General features: G+C 68.4%; 25 protein-coding genes, 1 tRNA gene and 1 pseudogene. 7 read left to right on the forward strand and 20 right to left on the reverse strand.

What is annotated here, in order from left to right; all coding sequences use genetic code 11:
• Positions 1-24 precede the first annotated feature (24 nt).
• The 4 genes from AHIS1636_RS18895 to AHIS1636_RS18910 form a co-directional block, all read right to left on the reverse strand.
• Positions 25-978, reverse strand: a complete 954-nt coding sequence (locus AHIS1636_RS18895) for a hypothetical protein (RefSeq protein WP_264797407.1) — start codon at positions 976-978, stop codon at positions 25-27.
• Positions 979-1056: 78 nt separating this feature from the next.
• A complete protein-coding gene (locus AHIS1636_RS18900; protein ID WP_264797408.1) occupies positions 1057-1923 on the reverse strand; it encodes a GmrSD restriction endonuclease domain-containing protein in 867 nt (288 codons plus the stop codon).
• A gap of 102 nt (positions 1924-2025) precedes the next feature.
• Positions 2026-3048, reverse strand: coding sequence for a DUF808 domain-containing protein (locus AHIS1636_RS18905; protein WP_264797409.1), 1023 nt, complete (start codon positions 3046-3048; stop codon positions 2026-2028).
• Between the two features lie 332 nt (positions 3049-3380).
• A tRNA-Ala gene (locus AHIS1636_RS18910) sits at positions 3381-3453 on the reverse strand.
• A gap of 310 nt (positions 3454-3763) precedes the next feature.
• Here AHIS1636_RS18910 and AHIS1636_RS18915 point away from each other — a divergent pair.
• On the forward strand, positions 3764-4234 hold the full coding sequence (locus AHIS1636_RS18915; protein ID WP_264797410.1) for an Lrp/AsnC family transcriptional regulator: 471 nt from the start codon (positions 3764-3766) through the stop codon (positions 4232-4234).
• A 26-nt stretch (positions 4235-4260) separates the two neighbouring features.
• On the opposite strand, the gene AHIS1636_RS18920 is transcribed toward AHIS1636_RS18915, so the two are convergent.
• The 7 genes from AHIS1636_RS18920 to AHIS1636_RS18950 form a co-directional block, all read right to left on the reverse strand.
• On the reverse strand, positions 4261-4758 hold the full coding sequence (locus AHIS1636_RS18920; RefSeq protein ID WP_264797411.1) for a DUF456 domain-containing protein: 498 nt from the start codon (positions 4756-4758) through the stop codon (positions 4261-4263).
• A gap of 9 nt (positions 4759-4767) precedes the next feature.
• Positions 4768-5265 (reverse strand): DedA family protein, encoded by a 498-nt coding sequence (locus AHIS1636_RS18925; protein WP_264797412.1) that lies wholly within the window; start codon positions 5263-5265, stop codon positions 4768-4770.
• A gap of 116 nt (positions 5266-5381) precedes the next feature.
• Positions 5382-5885: a hypothetical protein gene (locus AHIS1636_RS18930; RefSeq protein WP_264797413.1), complete on the reverse strand. Its 504-nt coding sequence runs from the start codon at positions 5883-5885 to the stop codon at positions 5382-5384.
• A 62-nt stretch (positions 5886-5947) separates the two neighbouring features.
• Positions 5948-7879 (reverse strand): hypothetical protein, encoded by a 1932-nt coding sequence (locus AHIS1636_RS18935; RefSeq protein WP_264797414.1) that lies wholly within the window; start codon positions 7877-7879, stop codon positions 5948-5950.
• 1 nt (position 7880) lies between these two features.
• A complete protein-coding gene (locus AHIS1636_RS18940) occupies positions 7881-8240 on the reverse strand; it encodes a DUF6507 family protein (protein ID WP_264797415.1) in 360 nt (119 codons plus the stop codon).
• 76 nt (positions 8241-8316) lie between these two features.
• Positions 8317-9582 carry an MFS transporter gene (locus AHIS1636_RS18945; RefSeq protein ID WP_264797416.1) on the reverse strand — a complete coding sequence of 422 codons (1266 nt, stop codon included), beginning with the start codon at positions 9580-9582 and terminating at the stop codon, positions 8317-8319.
• 141 nt (positions 9583-9723) lie between these two features.
• Positions 9724-10530 (reverse strand): SGNH/GDSL hydrolase family protein, encoded by an 807-nt coding sequence (locus tag AHIS1636_RS18950; protein WP_264797417.1) that lies wholly within the window; start codon positions 10528-10530, stop codon positions 9724-9726.
• A 145-nt stretch (positions 10531-10675) separates the two neighbouring features.
• On the opposite strand from AHIS1636_RS18950, the gene AHIS1636_RS18955 reads away from it, so the two are divergent.
• Positions 10676-11542 (forward strand): SDR family oxidoreductase, encoded by an 867-nt coding sequence (locus AHIS1636_RS18955; RefSeq protein WP_264797418.1) that lies wholly within the window; start codon positions 10676-10678, stop codon positions 11540-11542.
• Positions 11543-11575: 33 nt separating this feature from the next.
• Here AHIS1636_RS18955 and AHIS1636_RS18960 read toward each other — a convergent pair whose 3' ends face one another.
• Positions 11576-12421 carry an HpcH/HpaI aldolase/citrate lyase family protein gene (locus AHIS1636_RS18960; RefSeq protein WP_264797419.1) on the reverse strand — a complete coding sequence of 282 codons (846 nt, stop codon included), beginning with the start codon at positions 12419-12421 and terminating at the stop codon, positions 11576-11578.
• A 197-nt stretch (positions 12422-12618) separates the two neighbouring features.
• On the opposite strand from AHIS1636_RS18960, the gene AHIS1636_RS18965 reads away from it, so the two are divergent.
• The 4 genes from AHIS1636_RS18965 to AHIS1636_RS18980 all read left to right on the forward strand — a co-directional run bounded on the left by AHIS1636_RS18965 (position 12619) and on the right by AHIS1636_RS18980 (position 15180).
• Positions 12619-13029 (forward strand): helix-turn-helix domain-containing protein, encoded by a 411-nt coding sequence (locus AHIS1636_RS18965; protein ID WP_264797420.1) that lies wholly within the window; start codon positions 12619-12621, stop codon positions 13027-13029.
• Between the two features lie 78 nt (positions 13030-13107).
• Positions 13108-13569, forward strand: coding sequence for a winged helix DNA-binding protein (locus AHIS1636_RS18970; protein ID WP_264797421.1), 462 nt, complete (start codon positions 13108-13110; stop codon positions 13567-13569).
• A gap of 55 nt (positions 13570-13624) precedes the next feature.
• On the forward strand, positions 13625-14185 hold the full coding sequence (locus tag AHIS1636_RS18975) for an NAD(P)H-dependent oxidoreductase (RefSeq protein WP_264797422.1): 561 nt from the start codon (positions 13625-13627) through the stop codon (positions 14183-14185).
• A gap of 161 nt (positions 14186-14346) precedes the next feature.
• A complete protein-coding gene (locus tag AHIS1636_RS18980; protein WP_264797423.1) occupies positions 14347-15180 on the forward strand; it encodes an aldo/keto reductase in 834 nt (277 codons plus the stop codon).
• 128 nt (positions 15181-15308) lie between these two features.
• On the opposite strand, the gene AHIS1636_RS18985 is transcribed toward AHIS1636_RS18980, so the two are convergent.
• From AHIS1636_RS18985 to AHIS1636_RS19010, 6 genes are read right to left on the reverse strand one after another with little or no spacing between them, the layout of a single operon-like run.
• On the reverse strand, positions 15309-16301 hold the full coding sequence (locus AHIS1636_RS18985; protein WP_264797425.1) for an ABC transporter substrate-binding protein: 993 nt from the start codon (positions 16299-16301) through the stop codon (positions 15309-15311).
• A 34-nt stretch (positions 16302-16335) separates the two neighbouring features.
• Positions 16336-17325, reverse strand: coding sequence for an ABC transporter substrate-binding protein (locus AHIS1636_RS18990; RefSeq protein WP_264797426.1), 990 nt, complete (start codon positions 17323-17325; stop codon positions 16336-16338).
• A 43-nt stretch (positions 17326-17368) separates the two neighbouring features.
• Positions 17369-17833, reverse strand: a complete 465-nt coding sequence (locus AHIS1636_RS18995) for a MaoC family dehydratase (RefSeq protein WP_264797427.1) — start codon at positions 17831-17833, stop codon at positions 17369-17371.
• A gap of 46 nt (positions 17834-17879) precedes the next feature.
• Complete coding sequence (locus tag AHIS1636_RS19000; protein WP_264797428.1) at positions 17880-19082, reverse strand: acyl-CoA dehydrogenase family protein; 1203 nt, start codon at positions 19080-19082, stop codon at positions 17880-17882.
• Complete coding sequence (locus AHIS1636_RS19005) at positions 19079-19927, reverse strand: amidohydrolase family protein (protein ID WP_264797434.1); 849 nt, start codon at positions 19925-19927, stop codon at positions 19079-19081. The genes AHIS1636_RS19000 and AHIS1636_RS19005 overlap by 4 nt, the downstream gene beginning before the upstream one ends.
• Before the next feature lie 56 nt (positions 19928-19983).
• Positions 19984-20919 carry an SDR family NAD(P)-dependent oxidoreductase gene (locus AHIS1636_RS19010; protein ID WP_264797429.1) on the reverse strand — a complete coding sequence of 312 codons (936 nt, stop codon included), beginning with the start codon at positions 20917-20919 and terminating at the stop codon, positions 19984-19986.
• 227 nt (positions 20920-21146) lie between these two features.
• Here AHIS1636_RS19010 and AHIS1636_RS19015 point away from each other — a divergent pair, with 227 nt between their 5' ends.
• Positions 21147-21575: a MarR family winged helix-turn-helix transcriptional regulator gene (locus AHIS1636_RS19015; protein WP_373875886.1), complete on the forward strand. Its 429-nt coding sequence runs from the start codon at positions 21147-21149 to the stop codon at positions 21573-21575.
• An 87-nt stretch (positions 21576-21662) separates the two neighbouring features.
• On the opposite strand, the gene AHIS1636_RS19020 is transcribed toward AHIS1636_RS19015, so the two are convergent.
• Together AHIS1636_RS19020 and AHIS1636_RS19025 are read right to left on the reverse strand one after the other, a co-directional pair.
• Positions 21663-22082: a hypothetical protein gene (locus AHIS1636_RS19020; RefSeq protein WP_264797431.1), complete on the reverse strand. Its 420-nt coding sequence runs from the start codon at positions 22080-22082 to the stop codon at positions 21663-21665.
• A 188-nt stretch (positions 22083-22270) separates the two neighbouring features.
• Positions 22271-22513: pseudogene (locus AHIS1636_RS19025) on the reverse strand (ABC transporter ATP-binding protein); the annotation flags it as partial.

Genomic DNA, 22513 nt, shown 5'->3' on the forward strand with positions numbered 1-22513 from the left:
CGGGCCGTTGAAGGCCGCCACCGGTCAGCCCCGTTCCGCGAACGGCGGTACGTGGTTGTCGGGACCGAAGGGCTTGAACCAGTCCTCGAACTTCATGGAGGGGGCACCTTGGGGGCTGGCCTCCGGATCGTTTTCGAAGCCGTCCATGGCCGGGTCGAAGAGCATCATGGAGTCGGCGAAACGCAGGAAGAACTGTTCGAGCATGGCCACCCAGTCCGGGGGCAGGTCGGCCTCAAGCTCCAGATCCTCGGCCAGGAATTCCGCCTCGGCGAGGAGGCAGCGAAGGCCGAGCTCCTGGGCCACGCAGGACGGCTCCTTCCAGCCGGCCGCCAGGTTCATCGTGAGGTCGGTGCAGACGGCGAGGAACCGGGCCGCGAAACGGGCGTCGTAGTGGTGTGCGTACTGCGGGGGCAGGTTGTCCAGGACGTACGTCTCGTCGATGTCCCGGGCCGTCGGCTCCCGGCCCCTGAGCAGGTCCAAGTCGTTGAACAGCTCGTCGATCATGCTGGCGCCCGCATGCCAGAGCAACCCGGCGAGCACCCGGGCCCGGTGCCGGGACAGCTCGCGCTCCGCCCCGGGCGCCGCCGCATCGTAGCCGAGCCGTTCGAGCGGGATCCCGCCGGCCCGGTCCGCTGCTTCCAGCAGGGTGGCCACGGCGTTGCCGCTGATTCCGGTATCCGCCGGCTCCCGGCCGCCCTCTGCCCCGGCCGCATGTGGCATAACTGAATCCGCCACCCCGTGGCCCTCCGCCGGTTCGACCTTGCCCCGCAGCAGCCGAATGCCCGGGACATCAGCCGCAATGGCCAGCGGATCCATGGCAACGGCGAGGGCCGCGAACAGGTCCTTCGAGGCCAAGGCGGCATGTTCGGGTGTTTCGGCTTTGACGACGGCGTAGCTTCGCAGCTCCCCCGGGTCGGTAATGTCCACGTCGATGGCGATGTGGATCGACGCCGGGATGGGCCTCTCCGGGTCATTCATGCGTAACACCCTACTCCCGCCGTCACCCGCCGCGGCCGGAAAAGCAGCCGGCACGGTCAGCCCTCGCGGTCGACCGCGTCAGCCCTCGCAGCCGACCCCGTCGCCGTTGCCGTCGAACCTGTCGGTCCAGCCGGGGTCCCCTGCCCGGATGGGAGCCGCCCCGCGGGCCTTCACCTCGGCACAGTTCTGGTACTCGGTGGCGGGGAGGGCCACGCCCCCGTCATCGGCCGGGACCGGCTGGTCCGCGCAGGATGAGGTCAGGACCTTCTCGATGGCATCGTGCTCGGCCCGCGTCATCCAGAGCCCGTACTTGGCCTTTACCGCGGTCTGCGTGGCGACGTACTCGCAGCGGAATCCCCTGTTCGGCGGCAGCCAGGTCGCGGCGTCGCCGTCGCCCTTGGCCCCGTTGGTGGGACCATCTGCGGCCCGCAGGTTCAGCGGATCGTTGGCGAATGCTGCGCGTTGGCCGGAGGAGAGTTGCTGCGCGCCCTTCTGCCATGCATCGGAGAGCGCGACGACGTGGTCGATCTGGACCAGGGTGCTGGTCTTATTGCCGCGGACGAAGTCGATCGTCTGGCCGGTGTAGGGATCGACAAGGATGCCGGTCATGACGATGCAGTCCCTGGTGCCGGCTTTGAATGTCTCGTTGGAAAGGTCGCGGGAGAGGACGTCGTTCCGGGCATCGCAGCCGTTGTGGTCCGGATCCAGCCACCCGTCGCCGAACTGCTCACGCGAGTAGCCGGTCTTCGGAGCGCGGCCCTTGATCTGGATGGTTGCCAGCTGCTCCAGCGCAGTACCGGCCGATGGTGCGGCGGTCTGCACGGACTCGGCCGCTCCGGCCGGCGCCGGCACTTGGGCGACGTGGCCTGGAGTGCAGGCCGTCAGGGACGCGGCTGTGAGGAAGGCTGCGGTCAGGGAGAGGACACGGCGGCGGATAGTCTGCATATTCCTTAGGTGTTGGGGAGATCTGGCGGATCACGCCCTCCAGCCTATGACCGTGTTGCCCGCACACCGACGAGGCTCGCCCTGCCGGGCGGCGGCGGGCGCCTAGGGAGCGGGGTCGGCGCCGCTCTCCCCCGGCCGGTGACCGGAAACGGCGGCGCGCCCGTCGCCCTCTTCATGCCCGCCTTTGTCCTTGCCGAAGGGCAGCACCTTCAGCAGCGGATGCAGGACGACCATCACGACGAGGCCCCAGGCAAGCCCGAGGACGGCCGAGCACAGGGTGTTCACAAGCCAGGCCAGGAAGCCGCCGACTACCGCGATCCCGGCGAAGGGTTCCTCGAGGAAGTGGACCAGGTCGTACGGCGCATGCCAACCGAGGTCGTGCGCCCCTTGGAGCATGATGTGGCCGCCGACCCAAAGCATCGCGATTGTCCCGACAAAGGTGATCGCGCCCAGCACGGCGGGCATGCCCTTGACGAGCAGCCGTCCAAAACGCTTCGAGCCCTCGGAGTCCTTGGTTGTCAGGTGCAGGCCGATATCGTCCATCTTGACGATGAGTGCGACCGCTCCGTACACGAGCACAGTGATCGCGATCGCCACGACGACCAGGATGACCGCCCTGACCCACAGGGCCTGGTCCGCCACCTCGTTCATGGCGATGACCATGATCTCGCAGGACAGGATGAAGTCGGTCGTGATTGCGCCCTTGACGACCTTGCCCTCCGCCTCCCGGCCGCGTTCGACGGCGGGAGCCTCTTCGCCGCCGTGGTGGCCGCGGAGCCTGTGCCAGACCTTCTCGGCACCCTCGTAGCAGAGGTAGGTGCCGCCCAGCATGAGGATGAACGGAATGATCCAGGGGATGAAGGCGCTGATGAGCAGCAGCGCCGGGAGGATGATCACGAGCTTGTTCCGCAGCGAGCCCCAGAAGATCGTCTTGATCATCGGGAGCTCGCGGGACGGGTCGGTGCCGGACACGTACTGCGGCGTGACGGCGGCGTCGTCGATCACTACGCCGGCGGCCTTGGTTCCCGCCTTGGCCGCTCCGGCGGCGACGTCGTCAACCGAGGCGGCAGCGATGCGGGCCAGGGCTGCGACGTCGTCGAGCAGGGCAACGAGACCGCCGCTCACAGGTCGCCTCCGGACTGCTCGACGGCGGACTGCTGGGCGCGGCTGGCACGTGGGATCGGCATATTCCGAGTATATGTTGGCCGCAACCGGCGGCCGTAGGAGTCAGCAAATTCCGTCGAAGGGATTTGCCGCAGGGGTTAGCCGGCCCTCCCTCCACGGTCACTTGCTGGCGCGACCTCGCGGACGCCCGTGGTACCTGGTTCGCAGGTGATGCCGGGCCGGGTGCAGGCGCACGGCCGCTCTGGTTCCATCGCCGGCATCGCCGAAGACGCGGTTTTGCGGGAAGGAGCGCAGGAGGAGCGCTCGGGTGACGGCCGGAATCCGTAGAAGAGTGGAGCCTAGGGGAATCGAACCCCTGACCTTTTCATTGCGAACGAAACGCTCTACCAACTGAGCTAAGGCCCCGAGTAACTGCGTAGATCATATGACCGCTGTGGCCGAATCGCCAAAAACGGATGTAGCGAGACCCCCGCTCCATCCGGCAGGCTTCCGGCTGGATCGGGGGTCTTCAGCTGTGAACAACAGGTTGGATCCTTGCGGGATCCGTCCGCAGATCCTCGGCGGGGTAGGCCGGCTTCTCTGCACCTTGGCGGGTGGAAGCTTGTGGCTCGTCCCGCGTTGCCTCCAATCGGAGCATATCGCCAGCAATCCGTGCAATAGTTGCCTCATTGGTTGATCAATCCGACCAACACAGCAGCGGGATATCGGACAGAAGGTGGTCAGATTGCAGCAACTGGACCCCACGGACCGCCGAATCATCCTTGCCCTGGACGAGGATCCGCGCATTCCGGTCATGATGCTGGCGCAGAAACTCGGGCTGGCGCGCGGGACGATCCATTCGCGGCTCGAGCGGATCAAGGCGGCGGGCATCCTCCGCCCCCATTCGGCGCGGATCCTCCCCGAAGCCGCGGGACGAGGCGTGATGGCCATGGTGAGCGCGGAGCTGGACCAGAGCAAGCTCAACAAGGCCGTCGAGGCGCTGCGCAGGATCCCCGAGGTCCTCGAATGCCATGCCCCGGCCGGCGACACGGACCTGCTCATCCGGGTGGTGGCGAAGAGCCCCGACGATCTCTACCGGGTCAGCGAGGAAATCCGGCTCTGCCCCGGCATCACGCGGACCTCCACGCAGATGTTCCTCCGCGAGGTGATTCCCTACCGGACCACGGGGTTGCTCCAGGAGGACTGAGTCGGCAAGCCTGCGAAGGGGCGCCGTCAGGCGAAGAAGTGCACCAGGACCCCGATCGTCCAGATGCTGCCGGCGGCAAACGCGCAGCCGAGTTCCACCAGGATTCCGATTCCCATCGCCTTGAGGGCAACCCCGCTCGAGGCCAGGGCCAGACCGAAGTCGCGCTGCCGGACGTACTCACTGAGCAGCAAACCCGCGGCGAACCCGATGAAGAGGCCCAGCACCGGAATCACGAACATGCCCACCAGCCCCGCGACGATGCCGACCACAATCGAGTGGTTCGGAATCCTGCGGGCCTTGAGCCGCTTCCCGGTCAGCACGGCGCTGGCCCCCGCCCCGATGGCCACCAGCACCGCGCCGAGCCCGAAGACGACCCAGCCGAGCGTGCTCTGCAGCACCAGCGCCCAGATCAGCACGCTGGCGGCGATGGTGATGCTGCCGGGCAGGACCGGGACGACGATGCCGGCGATGCCGACCGCGATGAGCAGTCCGCAGATGACAGTGGTGATGACCTGGGCTTCCATACGCCCAGCCTAAGCGGCCTTGCGGGCCTCTTCCGCGCCGGCGGCACGTTCGCGCCGCTTCCGGCGCCACAGCACGAAGGCCAGCGCTCCCGCCAGCAGGATGCCAATAACGACGGCGGCGGCCGGCGAGGCGAGCACCAGGCCCAGCCATGCGGCTACGGCCGCGAGGCCGACCGTGGCGTAAACCACGGCCCAAATGATGCTGCCGGCCATAACGGCGGGCAGGAAACGGACCAGGTGCATGCGGGCGATGCCGGCGCTGGCAATCACGGCCGTCTGCAGGCCGATGGTGAGGAAGCACAGTGTCACGGCGAGGGGCCCGAACCGGTCCATCAGGCGCTCCGCGCGCTTCATCACGGGGCCGTCGAGATGCTTCTCGAGGGACGTGCGGCGGGCCCCGGCGGCGGCGCCGCGGCCCAGCCAGTAGGTCGCGTTGGAGCGGATCATGGCGCCGCAGAAGAGGGCAAGTATTGCCCATTCGAGAGGCAGTTCAAGGAAGATGTCCATCGCCCTCCTTTCCGCGGATGCCAGCCCCGTCAATTCTACTGCGCGTAGAATCGACCGGTTGAACCCTCCGCCGCGGTAACGTCCCGCCCCGTGACGATTATTCCGCCGCTGCGGCGCTATTCCTCGTTGCGGTAGTCGTAGATGGTGCTGCCCTTCCCGTAACCGGGATCGGCCTTCGAACGCGTCATCCGGTGGTCTTCGCCGTGCTCGAAACAGTCCGTACTGGAGTCGGCCACCAGCAGCAACTGTCCGTCGCGCTCCACCACGTCCACCTGCACTGACTGCCCGCGGCCGGCATAGCCGACAAACAGTACGCTGCCCGCCGGGCGCCCGAAGCCCTCGGCGGGAGGCGGCTGCGCCGGCTCCCATCCCTCCCCGTCGAAGTGGCTCCGCAGTTCTGCCTCCAGCGCGGCCAGGTCCGTGTTCCTTTCCAGTTCTCCCTGCAGGGCCACGCGCCACCGCGTCCGGGTCTGCGGCTTGTCGTCTTCCGGTCTCAGACAGCTGATCTCCCGGTCGTTCAGCACCGCTGCGGCGGATGTGCTGCTGTCCATGATGGCCGCGACGACTGCCCGGGCGGACTCGCCCGCCCGATCCAGCTCCGGGCTTTCTGCTCCAGTCACAGTTTCCGTTCCGCAGCCCGCAAGCAGCAGCGCAAGGGCCGCCAAGGCTGACAATGATCGTTTCATCGGGTTGGCACGGTCTTCCAGTTGTCGAATCCTGCCGGGTCCGCTTCGAGCGGGCTGTAGCTGACGACGCCCCTGCCGGCGACGGCAAGTTCATCCTCGACATAGGCTACGGCGTCCGTGCCGTTGATGACGGCCCGCATGTTGGCCACGGCAGTGGACTGTTCCATGAAATAGTCCGTGTGCCCGCCGAGCAATCCGGAGGACGGATCGCTGCTGACCGCGAAGCCCGACTCGAGCCGCACCGCGTCCAGCTGGGCGGGCGAGCCGCCGTGGGTCCAATGGCCCAGCAGCTGCGCCCAGGCGATCGGATCGTCCCGGGTCTGGATCCAATAGCGGTTGGCCTCGGCGTTGCCTGTGTCCTCCGCGCTGTGGATATCCGGACCGGGGCCGGCCGGAGCCAGGTACACAACGTTGTCCGTGGCGTAGCCTGCCTGTTCGGCCGCCCCGTGCAGCGACGCGCCGGCGCTGTAGGAAATGGTGGTGGTCACCGCTGCCGCCGGCCTCTCAAGCTCCGCCGCGTGGCCGAAGGCGGACAGGCCTGCGGCGCCGCGGCGGGAGTAACCGTCCGTGACGTTGTCCGGAATGGTGTCCGGCAGGTCCGCGCCCATCCAGTAGAAGCCCACAGTGTCCCTGCTGCCGTCGTAAAGAATGTCCAGCCGGTCGCCGTACTCCTGGTTTGTGGCCAGGCTCGCCCCCGTGCCCGGCACGAGCGTGAAGACGCTTGTGGTTCCGGCGGACATTTGGCCCCGCATTTCCACGTACCGGCCGTCGCCCTCGTCGCTGACCAGGACCACCTGGCGGTGGTTGTCGATCGCCCATTGATACCCGTCGACGGCGGCACGCTCCTCGGCGACGGCGTCTTTGAGCTCTTCGTACTCCTGCAGCTGCTGCAGGTAGACGTCGCCGGCCGCCCGCCCGAGCCAGGGGTTGGGTTCCGGAGCCTCGGTGGCCGACAGCTGCTCCGTCAGCCGGTCGAGGGAGGTTTGGCGCTTCTGCTGCTCGGCGACAATATTGATCCTGTTCGCCAGCACCCGGTACGCAAACGGTATTCCGTTGGCCCCGCCGAGAAGAGCCGGATAGAGCAGGACGAACTTCGTCTGCTGTTCCACGGGAAGCGCCAGGAAAGCGTCCCTGATCCCCCGGATGCCGGTTTCCTTGCCGCCGCGGCCCGCCGCCAGTGCCGCATCCAGCGCGGCCTCCGGGGAACCCGGTGGATGCGGAGGCATCCGGTTTCCCTGCAGCAGCGCCACAGCGTCCGGATGGGCGGTCGCCCAATCCTGGAGTTCGCCCGGCGGGAGGCCGGCCAGACGCACGGCGAGCGACTCGGCGGCCGCGTGGACTGCGTCGTCGAAGTGCCGGTCGAACTGCGCCCACGGCGTCACCGCCGGCAGTGCCGCCGCCGAGGCAATCCCCGGCCGGGGCAAGCCGGCCCCTGTACCGCCGGAGATGGCGGTCAAAGCCTGCACGCAGTCCTGCCGGATGTCCCTCCACCGGCGCGCTGCCTGCCTGATCTCCTCCGCCAGCTGCTGTTGCGCCCCGGCCCGGACCACGCTGGAGCGGTCGGGGGCTTCGCCGTCTTCCCCGGGGTCGGGCGGAGGATACTCGATGTCGAACCGGGCCACCCGCTCCCGCAGGTCATCGAGCACCCTCTTGAGCGGCCCCGCCTCGGCGGCGAAGTTTTCCAGCGCGGCGGCGGCCGCGCCGAACGCGTCCCGGAAACCGTCCGACGGCGCCGCCATCAGATTGAGCGCGTGCAGTACCTTCAGCTCCGTGGACGGCTCCTGGTAGTGCGCACCGATGGCCCGCCACCGGGTTCCCGCAGCGTCGGCGAAGGAGTCCACGTTGCCAGCCTGCCGGCGCAAGTCGGCCGCGCCGTCGAGGATCGCGCCGAATCCGGCCGTGATCCGCGGGACCTCCGGGAACGGCATCTCAGAGGAACCTGAGCAGGCCGGCCTGTACCGGGCCGGGCGTCGCCGCGGTGGCGGTGTGCAGGGCGTTCCCGGCCGTGGCGGCCATTTCCTCGTCACCGGCAGCGAAGGCGGCCGCGGCTTCCCCCACCGCCGCGGCCGAGGCATACATAGTTCCCGAGAGCTGGTCTGCCACCTGGTCCCGCTGCGACCAGAAGCCGGCAAAGGCGGCGGCTACATCCTCGGCCGTGCCGAAGGATCCCCGGACGCTTTCCGCCGTGGCCGCCAGCTGCCGGCCCTCGTCAACCAGGAACTGCCCTTGCGCTGCAACCTCCAACAGGACGCCGCGGACGCCCTCCACCGAGACTGAATATGCGGCCATACCCCTGAGGCTAGGGCTATGGCCGCACGCGGTCGATGGGCAGGAGTCCCCATCGGGTCCGGAGCCGGGCGGATCCCTACCGAACGCCCTTGATCTTGACCACGAACACCGCTCCCAGCAGTCCGATGACGGCGGCGAGCACGAACAGGGCCGTGTAGCCGCCGAGGTACAGCACCACGGGGGCCGCGACCAGCGGGGCAAATACCTGCGGCGACGAGTTGGCGATGTTGATGACGCCCATGTCCTTGCCGCGGTCGGCGGCGCTGGGCAGCACCTGCGTCAGCAGGGCGAAATCGACGGCGAGGAACATGCCGAAGCCGGCGCCCAGGACGGCGGCGGCTACCAGCGCCGTCGGCCAGGTCTGCCACAGCGCCACCAGGATCGACGCCGTGGCGATCGTGGCGGCGGAGGCGATGACGAACGGCTTCCGCCGGCCGATCCGGTCGCTCCAGGGACCTCCGATGACGGCGGTGACGATCACCATCAGCGCATAGATGCCGGTCAGCAGCAGCACGCCGGCCGCCGGGTCGGGATGTCCCACCGCGTCCTGCAGGAAGAAGAACAGGTAGAGCGTGAACAGGTTGTTGCCCAGGTTGACCAGGAACCGGGTCAGCCAGGCCCAGCCGAAGTCAGGGTGGCGCCGCGGGGAAATGTAGAAGCTCTTCAGGAACCGGCCCCAGGCAAACGGCGGACGCAGCGCCGGATCCAGCGGCACGTCCCGCCCCTTCACCAGGAACAGGACCACGCTCAGGAGCAGGAACACCGCGCAGTAGATGTAGCCGAGGACGAAGCCGCCGGCCAGGTTGGCCAGCACCGCACCGAAGACGATGCCGACGGTCTGCCCCATCGCAGCCAGCCCGCCGACCTGGCCGCGCTGCAGCGCCGGGACCCGGTCCGGAATGCCCGCCGTCACCGCGGCGTAGGCGCCGTTGCAGCCCGCCTGCACCAGGCACCAGGCGGCCACCATGACGGCGATGCTCGGCGCGCCGGCCAGCAAGAGCAGGGCGGCAAAAGCCAGCACGGCGCCGCCCAGAACCCAGGGCACCCGGCGCCCCAGCGCCGACGTCGTACGGTCGCTGAAGGCGCCGGCAATGGGGTTGGCGACCAGCGAAACGGCGGCTCCAAAACCGGTGGCCAGCGCGAGGACCGCCTCCTTGTTGGCCGCGTCGAAGGCCTGGGCCTGTTGCGCGAGGAGCACCTGCAGCGGGCCGAAGAAGGCCGCGTTGATGCCGACATTGACGAGGATGACCCCCGTGATCCAGCCGGGACCTACCCGCCGTGTCGGTTCGGCGAAGGCCGCGGCCGGCACCACTGGGCCGGCCGCCCCTCCGGGACTGGTCATGCGGGCGCTCCTAGATCCCGGCGAACTGCATGATGAATCCCATGCCGACGCTGGCCACCATCGCGACGATGATCAGCCAGACGATGGGCGTGCGGAACTTGCGCATAGTCTTCATGATCCCCAAGTCTAGGCCCCTGCGGCCTATCCGACCTGGGCCCTTCCGGCCCGCTTGGCCAGCTTCTTCAGGCCGTCGGAAACCCTGACCGGCTCCGGCCAGCGCGGCGGCAGGTTGTCCCCCAGCGTGACGCCGCGCAGCTTGCGGCCAAACATCGGCACGACCCATTCATGCATCCAGGCCCGCTCGCGGCGCAGCATTTCCCGCCAGCCGTACCGCTCCATCGGCCCGAGCGGCCGGATCTTCAGGGTGTGTTCGACGCCGAGCAGCTCCAGGACCTGCGCGGCCATGTACTTGTGGCCGGCCGGCGACATGTGCAGCCGGTCCGAATCCCACATCCGCTTGTCTTGGTAGGCGTCGAAAGTCCAGTGGTCCACCAGCAGCGCCCCGTACTTGCGCGCCAAAGTCCGCACCGCCTCGTTGTACTGCCAGTTCCGCCGGCGCATCGGCTCCAGCACGGAGGGCAGCATCACGTCGAACCCGGTGAAGAGCACCAGCCGGGCGCCGGTGGCCGCCAGCCGGGCCACGGCGGCCTCGTACTGCTCCAGCAGCTCGTCCATGTCCTTGCGGATCTCCAGGATGTCGTTGCCGCCGGCGTAGAACGTGATCAGCGTGGGATTCATGGCCAGGGCCGGCTCCAGCTGGTCCGCCACGATCTGGTGCAGCCGCTTGCTTCGCACGGCCAGGTTGGCGTAGCGCAGCTCCGGGTCCTTCTTGGCCAGCTGTTTGGCCAGGCGATCGGCCCAGCCGCGCACCCCGTTCGGAAACTTGCTGTTCCGGTCGCCCACGCCTTCGGTGAAGCTGTCCCCCAATGCGACGAATACCTCTGGCACCCGACCAACGCTAACCGCGGACGGAGAAGGGCCGGGAAACTCAAGATGAATTTCCCGGCTGCCCGGCGCAGCCGGGCCGGCGGGCGGCCGCCCTGCAGCCGCCCGCGCTGAGCACGCGCGGCCTGGCGGCCCTATGCTTGGAGCCATGATGCCGGACAAGAATTCCACCCCTCCCGCCGTCGCCGTGACCGGTTCCTCCGGCCGGCTCGGCGGCGAAACGGCGCGACTGCTCGCAGCCGAGGGGATCCCGCTTCGCCTGGTCCTGCGCGATGCCTCCCGCGCGCCCGGACTTCCGGGAACTACGACGGCGGTGGCGGACTTTAGCGATCCCGGCGCCTGCCGCCGGGCGCTGGAAGGCATCCGGACGGTCTTCATGGTGTCAGCGGCGGAATCCGAAGACAGGCTGCAGCAGCACTTCACGTTCATCGACGCAGCCATGGAGGCCGGCGTCGAGCACATCGTCTACACCTCGTTCGCCGGCGCGGATCCGGATGCGACCTTCACCCTGGCCCGGGACCATTTCGCCACCGAGGAGAAGCTGCGGGAGACCGGAGCCAAGTTCACCCTGCTGCGCAACAATTTCTACGCGGACATCCTGCCGGACTTCGCGGACCGGAACGGCGTGATCCGCGGGCCCGCCGAGGACGGGCGCGCGGCGTTCGTGGCCCGGTCCGACGTGGCACGCGTGGCCGCCGCCATTCTGCAGCAGCCCATCCCGCACGCCGGGTTCACCTACAACCTCACCGGTCCCGAGGCCCTCACGCTGGCGGAGGCCGCGGCCATCCTGACCGAGGCCACGGGCCGGCAGCTGAGCTTCCACAATGAGACCGTGGAGGAGGCGTACGCCTCGCGTGCCCGCTACGGCGCCCCGGCCTGGCAGCTGGACGCCTGGGTCAGCACCTACACCGCGATCGCGCGCGGCGAGCTCGCTAAGACCACCAACGACGTCGAACTGCTCACGGGCGAGGCCCCGCTCAGCCTGCACCAGCTGTTTTCGCGGCCGTTGAACTGACGCCGGGCCCCGCCCACGCGGGGCGGAACCGGCTCAGGCGTTCCAGAGTCCGTAGGAATCCGCGAGCGAGGAGATCTTCTCGGCGCGTGCCAGGCGGGGCAGGTAGGAGCCGTCGCCCACCACGGCCCCGGCGGCGTGCGCACTCAGCAGCTCGTGCGCCCAGCGGATTTCGGACTCGCTCGGCGACAGGCCCTTGTTGATGGTGTCCGCCGCCTCAAGCAGCAGGCACAGCTTCCCTGTCATGCCCATCGATGCCGTGACCTTGCAGGCCTCCAGCAGGTCCTCGCCCAGCATTCCGACGCTCGGTCCGTCGATCGGGCCGGGGAGCTGACCCACGCGGGAGGCGATCACGAGCCGCGAGCGCGCATAGGCGAGCGCCATCGGCTCGTCGCTGGCGCCGGTGTCGCGGCGGAAGTCGCCGACGCCGAATGCGAGGCGGAAGGTTCCGGGGGCGCTGGCGATCGCCGTCGCGTTCTCGATGCCGACGGCGGATTCGATCAGGGCGACCACCGGCGTGCCCGCGTGCAGGCGCATGGCCGTATGGGTGACCTGCTCGGGACGCTCCGTCATCGCGAGCATCACGCCGCGCAGGCCCGGCGCCTTGGACAGCGCGGCCAGGTCATCGGCCCAGTAGTCGGTTTCCATGCCATTGACCCGGACCCAGGCCGTCATGCCGTTCGACAGCGCTTCGACCACGCGTTCCCGGGCCTCGGCCTTGCCCGCCGCCGGGACTGCATCTTCCATGTCGAAGATGACGGAGTCGGCCTCGGAGGCAAGGGCGGGGGCGAAGTTGGCTTCGTCGGCAGCCGAAGCCAGGAGCCAGGAACGGGAGAGCTTCGCCGGCAGCGCTGCTGCGCGGCGGTTTCTGATCGTGGGCATATACAGAGCCTACTTAACCCGCGCGCGACCTGCTAACACGAGGGCGGTACTCTGCGGCCAACGTCACCTCCGGATCGGCGCCGCTGGCCGGCCTTGTCGGCCACCGCCGCCCCGTCCGCCTCCTCATGGTCCAGCCGTCCTTTTACTCCGCGGCCTGGGCCCCGATCCCAGGGTCCCGGTGGATTAGGGTAGGTGCTATGGCGCAGCTGAAACCACGCACCACGGACGCCCTGCCGGAGCCCGAATCCCGGCGGCTCGCCCGCGCGCTGGGCGAAAGCGATGACGTTACCGTCTTCGTCAATGGCACCACGGTGAAGCTGCCCGCCAAGGCGCGGGACGCCGTCGTCGATGTCCTGCGCCGCCTGGCCGACGGGGACGCCGTCATGGTCAGCTCCGCCGAGGGGCTGCTCAACACCTCCCAGGCGGCCGAAATTGCCGGGATCTCCCTGACGTACATGCGGAAGCTGACCGACGCCGGAACCATTCCCGTCGAGTACCGCGGCACCCACCGGCGGATCCGGCTGCGCGACGTCCAGGCCTGGCTCGAGTCGCGTGCGCAGACCCAGCGCGGCCAGCAGCAGCCCGGGCAGCGGCCCGCGGACTCCTAGGCGCCCGCCCCTTCCGACGGGGTATGCTTGTTCATTCTGGTTAAGCAGTAGCCGGATCCTTTCGTCTTTAAGGAATCCGTGGATCTGCACAACCCGCCCGCCGAATACGGCGCCGGCTCCATGCTCTACCTCCTCACCGCTGCCGCCGCCGCCCTGGAAGTCACCGCGGACAAGGCCCTGGCCCCGCTGGGCCTGAACCGGCAATCGCTGACCCTGCTGGAAAAACTCGCGGCGGGCCCGCTGAGCGCCGCCGAGCTCACCCTCCTCGCAGGCGCGCCGGGCGAAGACATTAAGGCGGTCCTCTCCGGGCTGGAATCCCGCGGCTATGTCGAGCGTCCCCAGTCCGGCGGACGGGGCGCCGGATACGTGCTGACGGACAAGGGACGCCGCGCCGCCGCAGCCGCCCAGCTGGCCGTCGGCCGTGCCGCCCATGCCGCAGGCGCGGCCCTGCCGGAGCTGCGGCCGCAACTGGCGGCGCTCATCAAAACGTTGGAGGCCACGGGCCGAGGTGAGGAACCCCACGCCGCGGACGTGGAATGAATCCTCCGGGCTTCCGGTTGCCATCCGTGTAACAACCACTTGGCTTAGGAGATTCATGAGCACCAAGGTCCTCACCCTCGTCGGCAGCCTCCGCGGCGCCTCCGTCAACCGCAAGCTGGCCGAGGCGGCCGCTGCCGTTGCTCCCGAAGGAGCAGAAGTGATTCTGTACGAGGGCCTGGCCTCCGTCCCCTTCTACAACGAGGACCTCGATGTAGAAGGCCAGGTACCGGCTGCCGCGGCAGCCCTGCGCGAAGCGGCCGGCGAGGCCGATGCCGTGCTGTTCGTGACCCCCGAGTACAACGGCACCACCCCGGCCGTGCTGACCAACGCCATCGACTGGCTGTCCCGCCCGTTCGGCGCCGGCGCCCTGAAGGACATGCCGGCCGCAGTGGTCAGCGCCTCCCCCTCCGGCTTCGGCGCCCAGTGGGCCAACGACAACACCCGCAAGGCCCTCGGTGTGGCCGGCGCGAAGGTCCTTGAAGACGTGTCCATCACCGTCGGCGGCCGGTTCGAGGTCTTCGCCGGGACCCACCCGAAGGACCACGCCGAGACCGCCACCGAACTGGCCGGCGTCGTTTCCGCGCTGGCTGGCGCCCTGGAGCCGGCCAACGCCTGATTCCGCCTCCGCCCCGCGCGGACCCCATGGGCCCGGCGCCGCTTCCCGAAAGGGGCAGCGGCGCCGGGCCTTCGCTTTGCCTCCATGGCTCCGGCAGCTGGGTGCCGGCCGCCCCGCCAAGGCCTAGGCTGGTGACCACCACGACAACCTTTGGGAGAACAGTGACTGGACAGACGGCACCCCTGCTGGACCTGCGAAACGGCGCCAGCATCCCGCTGCTGGGCCTGGGCACCTGGCCGTTGGACGACGCGGAGACCGCCGACGCCGTCGAACGCGCCCTTGGCTTGGGCTATCGGCTCATCGACACGGCCGAGAACTACGGGAACGAGGCCGGCGTCGGGGAAGGCGTGCGCCGCAGCGGGCTGGCCCGCGAAGACGTCTTCATCACCACGAAGTTCAACAAGGAATGGCACAGTTACGACGGCGCCCGGCGGGCCTTCGAAGCCAGCGCCGGGCGGTTGGGGGTCGAGTATGTGGACCTGCTGCTGATCCACTGGCCGAACCCGGAACAGGACCGCTACGTGGAGGCCTTCAAGGGCATGGCCGCACTGCTGGAGGAGGGGCTGGTCAGGGCGATCGGCACCTCCAACTTCAAGCCCGCCCACTTGCAGCGGCTGTTCGACGCCGGGCTGGTGCCCGACGTCAACCAGATCCAGCTGGATCCGCGGCACACGCGCGGCGACCTGGTCGAACTGCACCGCCGGCACGGCATCGCCACCGAGGCCTGGAGCCCGCTGGGCCGCGGCGGCTCGCTGCTGCGGGAGCCGGCCATTACCGCACTCGCCGGCAAGTACAACCGGACGCCGGCGCAGATCGTGCTGCGCTGGCACACGCAGCAGGGCTTCGTTGCCATCCCCAAGTCCGCCCGGCCGGAGCGCCTCGCCGAGAACCTCGCCGTCTTCGACTTCACGCTCGACGACGCCGAGGTCCGGGAGCTGTCCGCCCTGGACACCGGCGTGGCGGACATCTACGACGCGGACGAATTCGGTCACTGAGCCCGGCGCCGGACCTGCCGGCGGCTAGCGGTGGCCGGACAGCTGCCCGGCCACCGCTGCACGACGGCGCAGGGCGGCTCCCGTAGCCCGGGAACCGCCCTGCGCCTTATCGTCCGTCCGCCCGGCGCTTACTGCACCGTCATCGCGCCCACGTCCGGGTCCTTCTCGACGTATCCGTACTTCACCGTCAGCTTGCCCATGTCGCCGAGCACCTCGGTGGGCAGGTCGGCGTCGAAGGTTTCCATCTTCAGGCCCTTCGCCACGGACTCGTCCATTCCCATGAAGTCCGGCAGCACGGCGCGCACGCCTTCCGGGTCCGCCTCCGCGGCCGCGAGCGTCTCGGTCACGGCGGCCTTGAAGTCTGACACGATCCCGGGATTCTCGCTGGCGAAGCTTCCGCTGGTGAAGGTCACCATGGTCGGCAGGCCCGGCAGCGCCTTCTGGTTCGGGTAGCCCAGCAGCTTGTAGTCCTTGTTGGCCAGCGCCTTCGCCTGGAACGGCTCCGGAATCCAGATGGCGTCCACATTGCCGCGCTCGAGCTGCGCTTCCATGTCCGGGAACGGCATCTCGCTGAACTTCAGCGCCTTCGGGTCGCCGCCGTCGATCGCCGCGCTCTCCATGATGGTCAGGTCGCCCTGGGTCTTCAGGGTGTTGACTGCGGTGGTCTTGCCCGCAAGGTCCGCGAAGGATTCGATGCCGGAATCCGCCTTGACGACGACGGCATTGATGTCCTCGCCTTCGGCCTTCGAGTTGCTGTAGCCGGTCACGATCTTCATGTCCAGGCCCTTGTCCACGGCCGTCATGACCGAGAGCGGATTGCCGACGGCGAAGTTCATGGTGCCGGTGGAGACGGCGGGCAGCATGGCCGCGCCGCCCTGGCCGGTCTGGAGCTCGACGTCCAGCCCGTGCTTCTCGAAGATCCCCTCGTCGATGCCGTACTGCATGGCGCCGGAGGGGGCGATGGGCAGGACGCCGACGGTGACCTTCTGCAGGCCGCCGCTGGCCGCCGCCCCGCTGCCGCCCGGCTCGGAGGAGCCGGAGGGCGAACCTGAACCGCAGCCGGTCAGGGCGAGCGCTGCGATCGCGCCGCCGGCCAGCAGTGTGGCAAACCGCTTCTTCATAGTGATGCCTCTTCCTTGAGGTGGTTGGGGGCCGCTACTTGACCAGGACGGCGTTGACGTCCGGTGCCTTCGAAACAAAGTCGTACTTCTGCATCAGCTCGCCGAGCTTGGTCATCTGCTCGGTCCGCAGTTCACCGGAGAACTCTTCCATGTTGATCGCCTGGGCCTTTGCCTCGTCGAGCTTGAGGAAGGTGGCCACGGTACTCTTCAGCCCCTTCTGGTCGGCCTCGGCCGCGTCCAAGGTCTCGGCGAGTGCGGCCTTGAAGTCCGCGACGGCCTCCGGGTTTTCCTGGGCGTACTTGCCGGAGGTAAAGGCCACCATCGTCGGCAGCCCGGGGATGACCTCCTGGTAGTTGTAGCCCAGCAGCTTGTTGTTCTCGTCGGCCAGCGCGTTGGCCACGAACGGCTCTGCCATCCACGCGGCGTCGATATTGCCCCGCTCCAGCTGCGCCGGCGCATCCGGGAAGGCGACCTCGCTGAACTTCACGGCCTTGGGGTCCCCGCCATCCTTCTCGACGGCCTCCATGATGGTCAGGTCGCCCTGCGTGTTCACCGCGTTGACGGACACGGTCTTGCCCGCCAGGTCCTTCCACGAATTGATCCCGGAGTCCTTCTGGACGACGACACCGGTGATGTCGTCACCCTCGGCCTTTGAATTCGAGTAGCCCGAGACGATTTTCATGTCCAGGCCCTTGTCCACGGCGACGAGGGTGGAGAGGGGGTTGCCGATTCCAATGTTGATGCTGCCCGTCGAGACCGCCGGAAGCATGGCCGCGCCCGCGGAGCTGGTCTGGAACTCGATGTCCAGGCCGTGCTTCTCGAAGATGCCCTTGTCGATCCCGTACTGCACGGCGGCCGACGGCGCGATCGGCAGGACGCCGACAACAACCTTGGTCAGGTCCCCGTTGGCGGCTTCGGAGCCGGCCGGAGCCGCGCCGCCGGACGGCGAACCGCTGCCGCAGCCCGTCAGCGCCAGCGCAGCGACTGCGGCGACCGCAAGCATCTTGCCGAAGTGCTTCTTCATACTCTGCTCCTAGAAGTGGTGGGCCGTAGTGGTCGGCCGGGGGTCAGGCGTAGAACCGGGCGAGGAATTCGGCGACGACGGCCGGACGCTCCTCGCCTTCGATCTCGATGGTGTTGCTGGTCTTGATCTGGACGCCGCCCTTGACCTCGGTGACCTCGGTGATCGTGGAGTGCATGCGGACCTTCGCGCCGACCTTGACCGGATTGGTGAACCGGACGCGGTCCAGGCCGTAGTTGACCTTGGTCTTGACGCCCTCGACGTCGAACAGCTCGCTCCAGAACGGAATGATCAGCGACAAGCTGAGGAAGCCATGGGCAATCGGGGCGCCGAACGGACCGTCCTTGGCGCGCTCCGGGTCGACGTGGATCCACTGGTGGTCGTTGGTCGCCTCGGCAAAGGTGTTGATCTGCTCCTGCGTGATCTCGATGTAGCTGGTGTAGCCGAGGTCTTTGCCGACCAGGCCGGGCAGTTCCTCGAACGTGACGGTGGTAGTGCTGGCGGTGCTCATGGGATGCTCCTCGTGGTGCTTGCGGGTGGGTCCGGCGTTGGCCGGTCTAGCGGAAAGCCCCGGTGCCGGTGATAGCCCGGCCCACAATCAGGGCGTTGATTTCGTGTGTGCCTTCGTAGGAGTAGACGGCTTCGGCATCCGCGTGGAAACGCGCGACGTCGGTGTCCAGCGTGATCCCGTTGCCTCCTACCAGCTCGCGCGCCAGGGCGACGGTTTCCCGCATCCGGGCGCAGGTGAACATCTTGGCCAGCGCGGAGTTCTCGTCCTTGAAGATGCCGGCCTCCTGCTGCTGGGTCAGCCGAACCACCATGCCGAGCGAGGACGTGACGTTACCCAGCATCGTGGCAAGCTTCTCCTGCACCAGCTGGAAACCGGCCAGCGGCTTGCCGAACTGCTCGCGCCCCGTCACGTACCGCACGGCGGCCTCGTAGGCTCCGGCCTGCAGCCCGGCGGCGATCCAGGCGACGTCCGACCGCATGTTGCGCAGCAGGCCGGCGACGTCGGCGAAGGAATTGATCCGCTGCAGGCGCTCGGATTCCGGCACGCGGACGTCCGTCAGCGTGATGTCCGAGTTCTGCATCATGCGCAGCGCGGTCTTGCGCTGGATCTTGGACAGCTCCACGCCCGGCACGTCGGTGGGCACCAGGAACGCCTTGACCTGCCCGTCCGCCTCGTCGCGGGCGAACACGGCCAGCACATCGGCCGAGACAGCTCCGCCGATCCAGCGCTTGTGCCCGTTGATGACCCAGTCCCCGCCGTCGCGCCGCGCGCTGGTCGCCAGCCCGCCGGCAATGTCGGAGCCATGCTCCGGCTCGGTCAGCGCGAACACGCCCTTGTACTCGAAGGAGCGGATCAGCGGATCCAGCCGCGCCGCCTGCTCGTCGCTGCCGCCGAGGTTGACCGCAGTGCGGAAGAGGCCGGACTGGGCGTTGTAGAACGTCGCCACGGAGGCATCGGTCCGGGCCAGCTCGAAGTTCCGGAAGCCGGTGTACAGGCCGCCGGGCACCGCGCCGCCCGCGGTCAGCTCCTCCGGGTCCATCAGCCTGAGGTCGAACAGCGGCTTGGTGATCTGGTAGGGAAACTCGCCCTGCTCCCAGTAGTCCGCCAGCAACGGCTTGACCTGCTGGTCCAGCACCGCCCGCAGCCGGCTCAGCACCGACAGCTCGGCCCCGCTGAGCAGGGACGAGAAACCGTACTGGTCCGAGGGATAGAGCGCGGTCTGCTCCTGCACGCCGGCGGCGGCGCTCACGGCTGCCCGCCCGTGCCCAGTCCCAGCAGGCGCATCGCGTTGTGCTTGAGGATCTTCGGCCGGACCTCGTCCTTCAGCGGCAGGTCGGCAAAGGCACCCAGCCACTTCTGCGGCGTGATTAGGGGGAAATCCGTTCCGAAGAGGACCTTGTCCTGCAGCATGGAGTTGGAGGCCCTTACCAGCGACTCCGGGAAGTACTTCGGCGACCAGCCCGAGAGGTCGATCCACACGTTGGACTTGTGCGTGGCGATCGAGTTGGCCTCGTCCTGCCACGGCACCGAGGGGTGCGCCATGATGACCTGCAGCCCCGGGAAGTCCGCCGCGACAGCGTCCAGCAGCAGCGGGTTGGAGTAGGCCAGCTTGATCCCGTAACCGCCGGGCAGGCCGGCGCCCATGCCGTTCTGGCCGGTGTGGAAGATCGCCGGCAGGCCGATCTCCTGCAGCGCCTCCCAGAGAGGGTAGAACTCCCCCTGGCTCGGGTCGAAGCCCTGGAGGCTCGGGTGGAACTTGAAGCCACGGACCCCATAGTCCTCCGCCAGCCGCTTGGCCCGCACAATCGCTTCCGACCCGGTCAGCGGGTCCACGGAGCCGAACGGGATCAGCACGTCATTGTTCCGCGCGGCCCCTTCGACGATGTCCTCGATGCTGTTCGGCTTGTGCGAAAGCTTGGTCCGCGCATCCACGGTGAACACGACGGCGGCCATGTTCAGCGCCCGGTAGGTCTCGGCGATGCTGTCCAGGGACGGCGTCCGCTCCTCCGCCTTGAAGTAGGCACTGGACGCGTCCATCAGCGCCGGGGGCAGCGAACAGTGCCCGTGGCCGTCGATCTCCACATGCACGTGCATGTCGATCGCATCCAGCGCCGCCGCGTCGACGCCGAGCTCGTACGCCTTGACCGCCACTACTTGCTCCCCGCCGTCTCCGGCTGCAGTTCCGCCGGCAGCGGCGGGAACTCCTCGCCGACGCTCTGCAGCTGCCGGCCGAACAGCTCGTCGAACTGCTCGCCCAGCGCCTCGTAGGTCCAGCCGCCGTCGCGGTACTCGGTCGCCACGGCCTCCGGGTGGGACCACAGCTGCAAGCGGTCGCCGCCGACGCCGATCGCCTGGCCGGTGACCTTGGCGGCCGCATCGGAGGCGAGGTACGCGACCAGCCCGGCAACGTCGTCGGCCGTTCCGAAACCAAGCTCCTTGCGGAAGAAGTCCGGCATGGCCTCTCCGCGCTCATCCGCCTCGACCGCCTTCTGGAAGAAGGGCACGGTCTTGGTCATCGCGGTGGCGGCGACCGGAATGACGGCGTTGGCGGTGACGCCGGCCTTCTTCATCTCCAGCGCCCAGGTGCGGACCATGCCCACGATCCCGGCCTTGGCGGCGGCATAGTTCGTCTGGCCGAAGTTGCCGCGCTGGCCGGTGGGCGAGCCGATGGTGATGATGCGGCCGGCGATGCCGTTCTCCTTGAAGTAGGCGTAGGCCTCGCGGACGCAGGTGAAGGTGCCGCGCAGGTGCACGTTGATGACCAGGTCGAAGTCCTCGTCCGTCATCTTCAGCAGCGACTTGTCGCGCAGCACGCCCGCATTGGTGACCAGGATGTCCAGCCGGCCGAAATTGTCGACGGCGGCAGCCACCAGCTGCTTCGCAGTCTCCGTCGGGCCCACCGGGGCCACCACGGCTACCGCCCGGCCACCCGTGGCGGTGATGCTGGCAACGGCTTCGTCCGCGACCTGCTGGTCAACGTCGTTAATCACGACGGCGGCGCCCTGCTTCGCCAGTTCCTGGGCATAGGCCAGGCCAAGCCCGCGGCCGCTGCCGGTAACGATGGCTGCTTTTCCTGCCAGTGACATTACGAAAGCTCCTTTGCTCAGGTGCCGGCCGATCGCCGGAACCAGCGTGCGACTGTTCCAAAATCAATGACAACGTATACCATTGATAAAGTCAACAGATTTTCGGCAGGACCTGCCCGGACAAGATGCGAGGAACCATGGCGGTACAGAAGACGGCAGAGCCCCGCTCCGCCCGCACAACCGAGGCGGCGGAAGCGGAAGAGGCGGCCGCGGGTCCGGAGCGGCTCATGGCCGCCGAACTGGCCGACGAAATCGAGTTCCTGACCGCGCGCGCCCGCTCCGTGGGCTCCGGCCGGGCGAACATCGCCCTCAAAGAGCTGGACCTCAAGGTACGCTCCTACTCGGTGCTGTCGCTGGCTTGCAGCGACCTCAACCCCTCGCAGCGCGAACTGGCCGACTTCCTCAGCCTGGATCCCAGCCAGATCGTGGCCCTCGTGGACGAACTCGAACGCCGCGGAGCCGTCACCCGGGAAGCCGACGCCCGCGACCGCCGATCCAAGGTCATCGCCGCCACCCCGGAGGGACGACGGCTCTACAAGCAGGCCTTCGCCTTGGTGCGCACTTCCGAAGAGCACTCGCTCGGCGAGCTCAGTCACGAAGAACGCGGCCAGCTCCGCGCCCTGCTCAGGCGCATCGCTTTCAAGTCCGCCGACTGAGGAGCGGCGGCCCGGCCGGGGTCCGCCGTGTCACGATGTTGAGGAAGACGGTCTCCTGGATCGCGGCCGCGGCCGCTGGGGCTAACGCTACAGACGTTTGACCAGCAGGTTCGGATGCAGCTCCCGCCAGCCGTCCTGCTGCAGCTCGGACGAATCGAAGCCGTCCGTCACGAGCATGGCCTGCACACCATCGATGCCGGTCGCCACCGGCGCCTTCTCCGCGCAGCCCACGACCCAGGACGAGCCGTCGCGCTGCCCGTCGATCACAATGCATGCCGCGGACGCCGCCCCGTCGGCCGCGGGTTTCGCCGCATAGAACGCGACTCCATCGGACTCGGCCAGGAAACGGGAGCTCGCGGTGTCCAGCTCAGCCGCCTTCAGGTATGCCGGCAGGGCGTCGCGTGGTGCCGCCTCTTCCTCGAAAGCACCTACTCCCTCGGGAGCACCGCAGGCCGCCAGCATCAACGCGGCCAGCCCGGTGACCACTGACAGAATCATCCGCCTCATAGCCAGCCTCCCCTCGGTCCAACCAAAGTAAGCGCAGCCCAAGTGGAGGGCGGAGCGGTTCCCGGCTTCGTTTCGATAACGGTTCCGGACACCGCCCCTCCCCTGCGCAAACGGCGGTTGCCCTCCCCTACAGGAAGGGCAACTGCCACTGGGACCCTGCTGGAGCTTCCCGGTACGGCCGAAGACGCTCAGGCCTGCCGGGCCGCGGCGGGGCGGTGTCCGGCTTTGGCGAGCTGGATTTGTTCGTAGACGTGGTGGCGCAGCTCGGTGAACCTTGGGAGGGCGCGGGTGTTGAGCTGGTCGCGTTCGTCGGGCAGGTCGATGGTGATGTCTTCCTGGATGACGGTGGGCGAGGAGGAGAGGATGATGACGCGCTGGCCGAGGTAGACGGACTCATCGATGTCGTGGGTAACGAACAGGACGGTCACGCC

The organism is Arthrobacter mangrovi (assembly GCF_026011795.1).
Classification (GTDB): domain Bacteria; phylum Actinomycetota; class Actinomycetes; order Actinomycetales; family Micrococcaceae; genus Crystallibacter; species Crystallibacter mangrovi.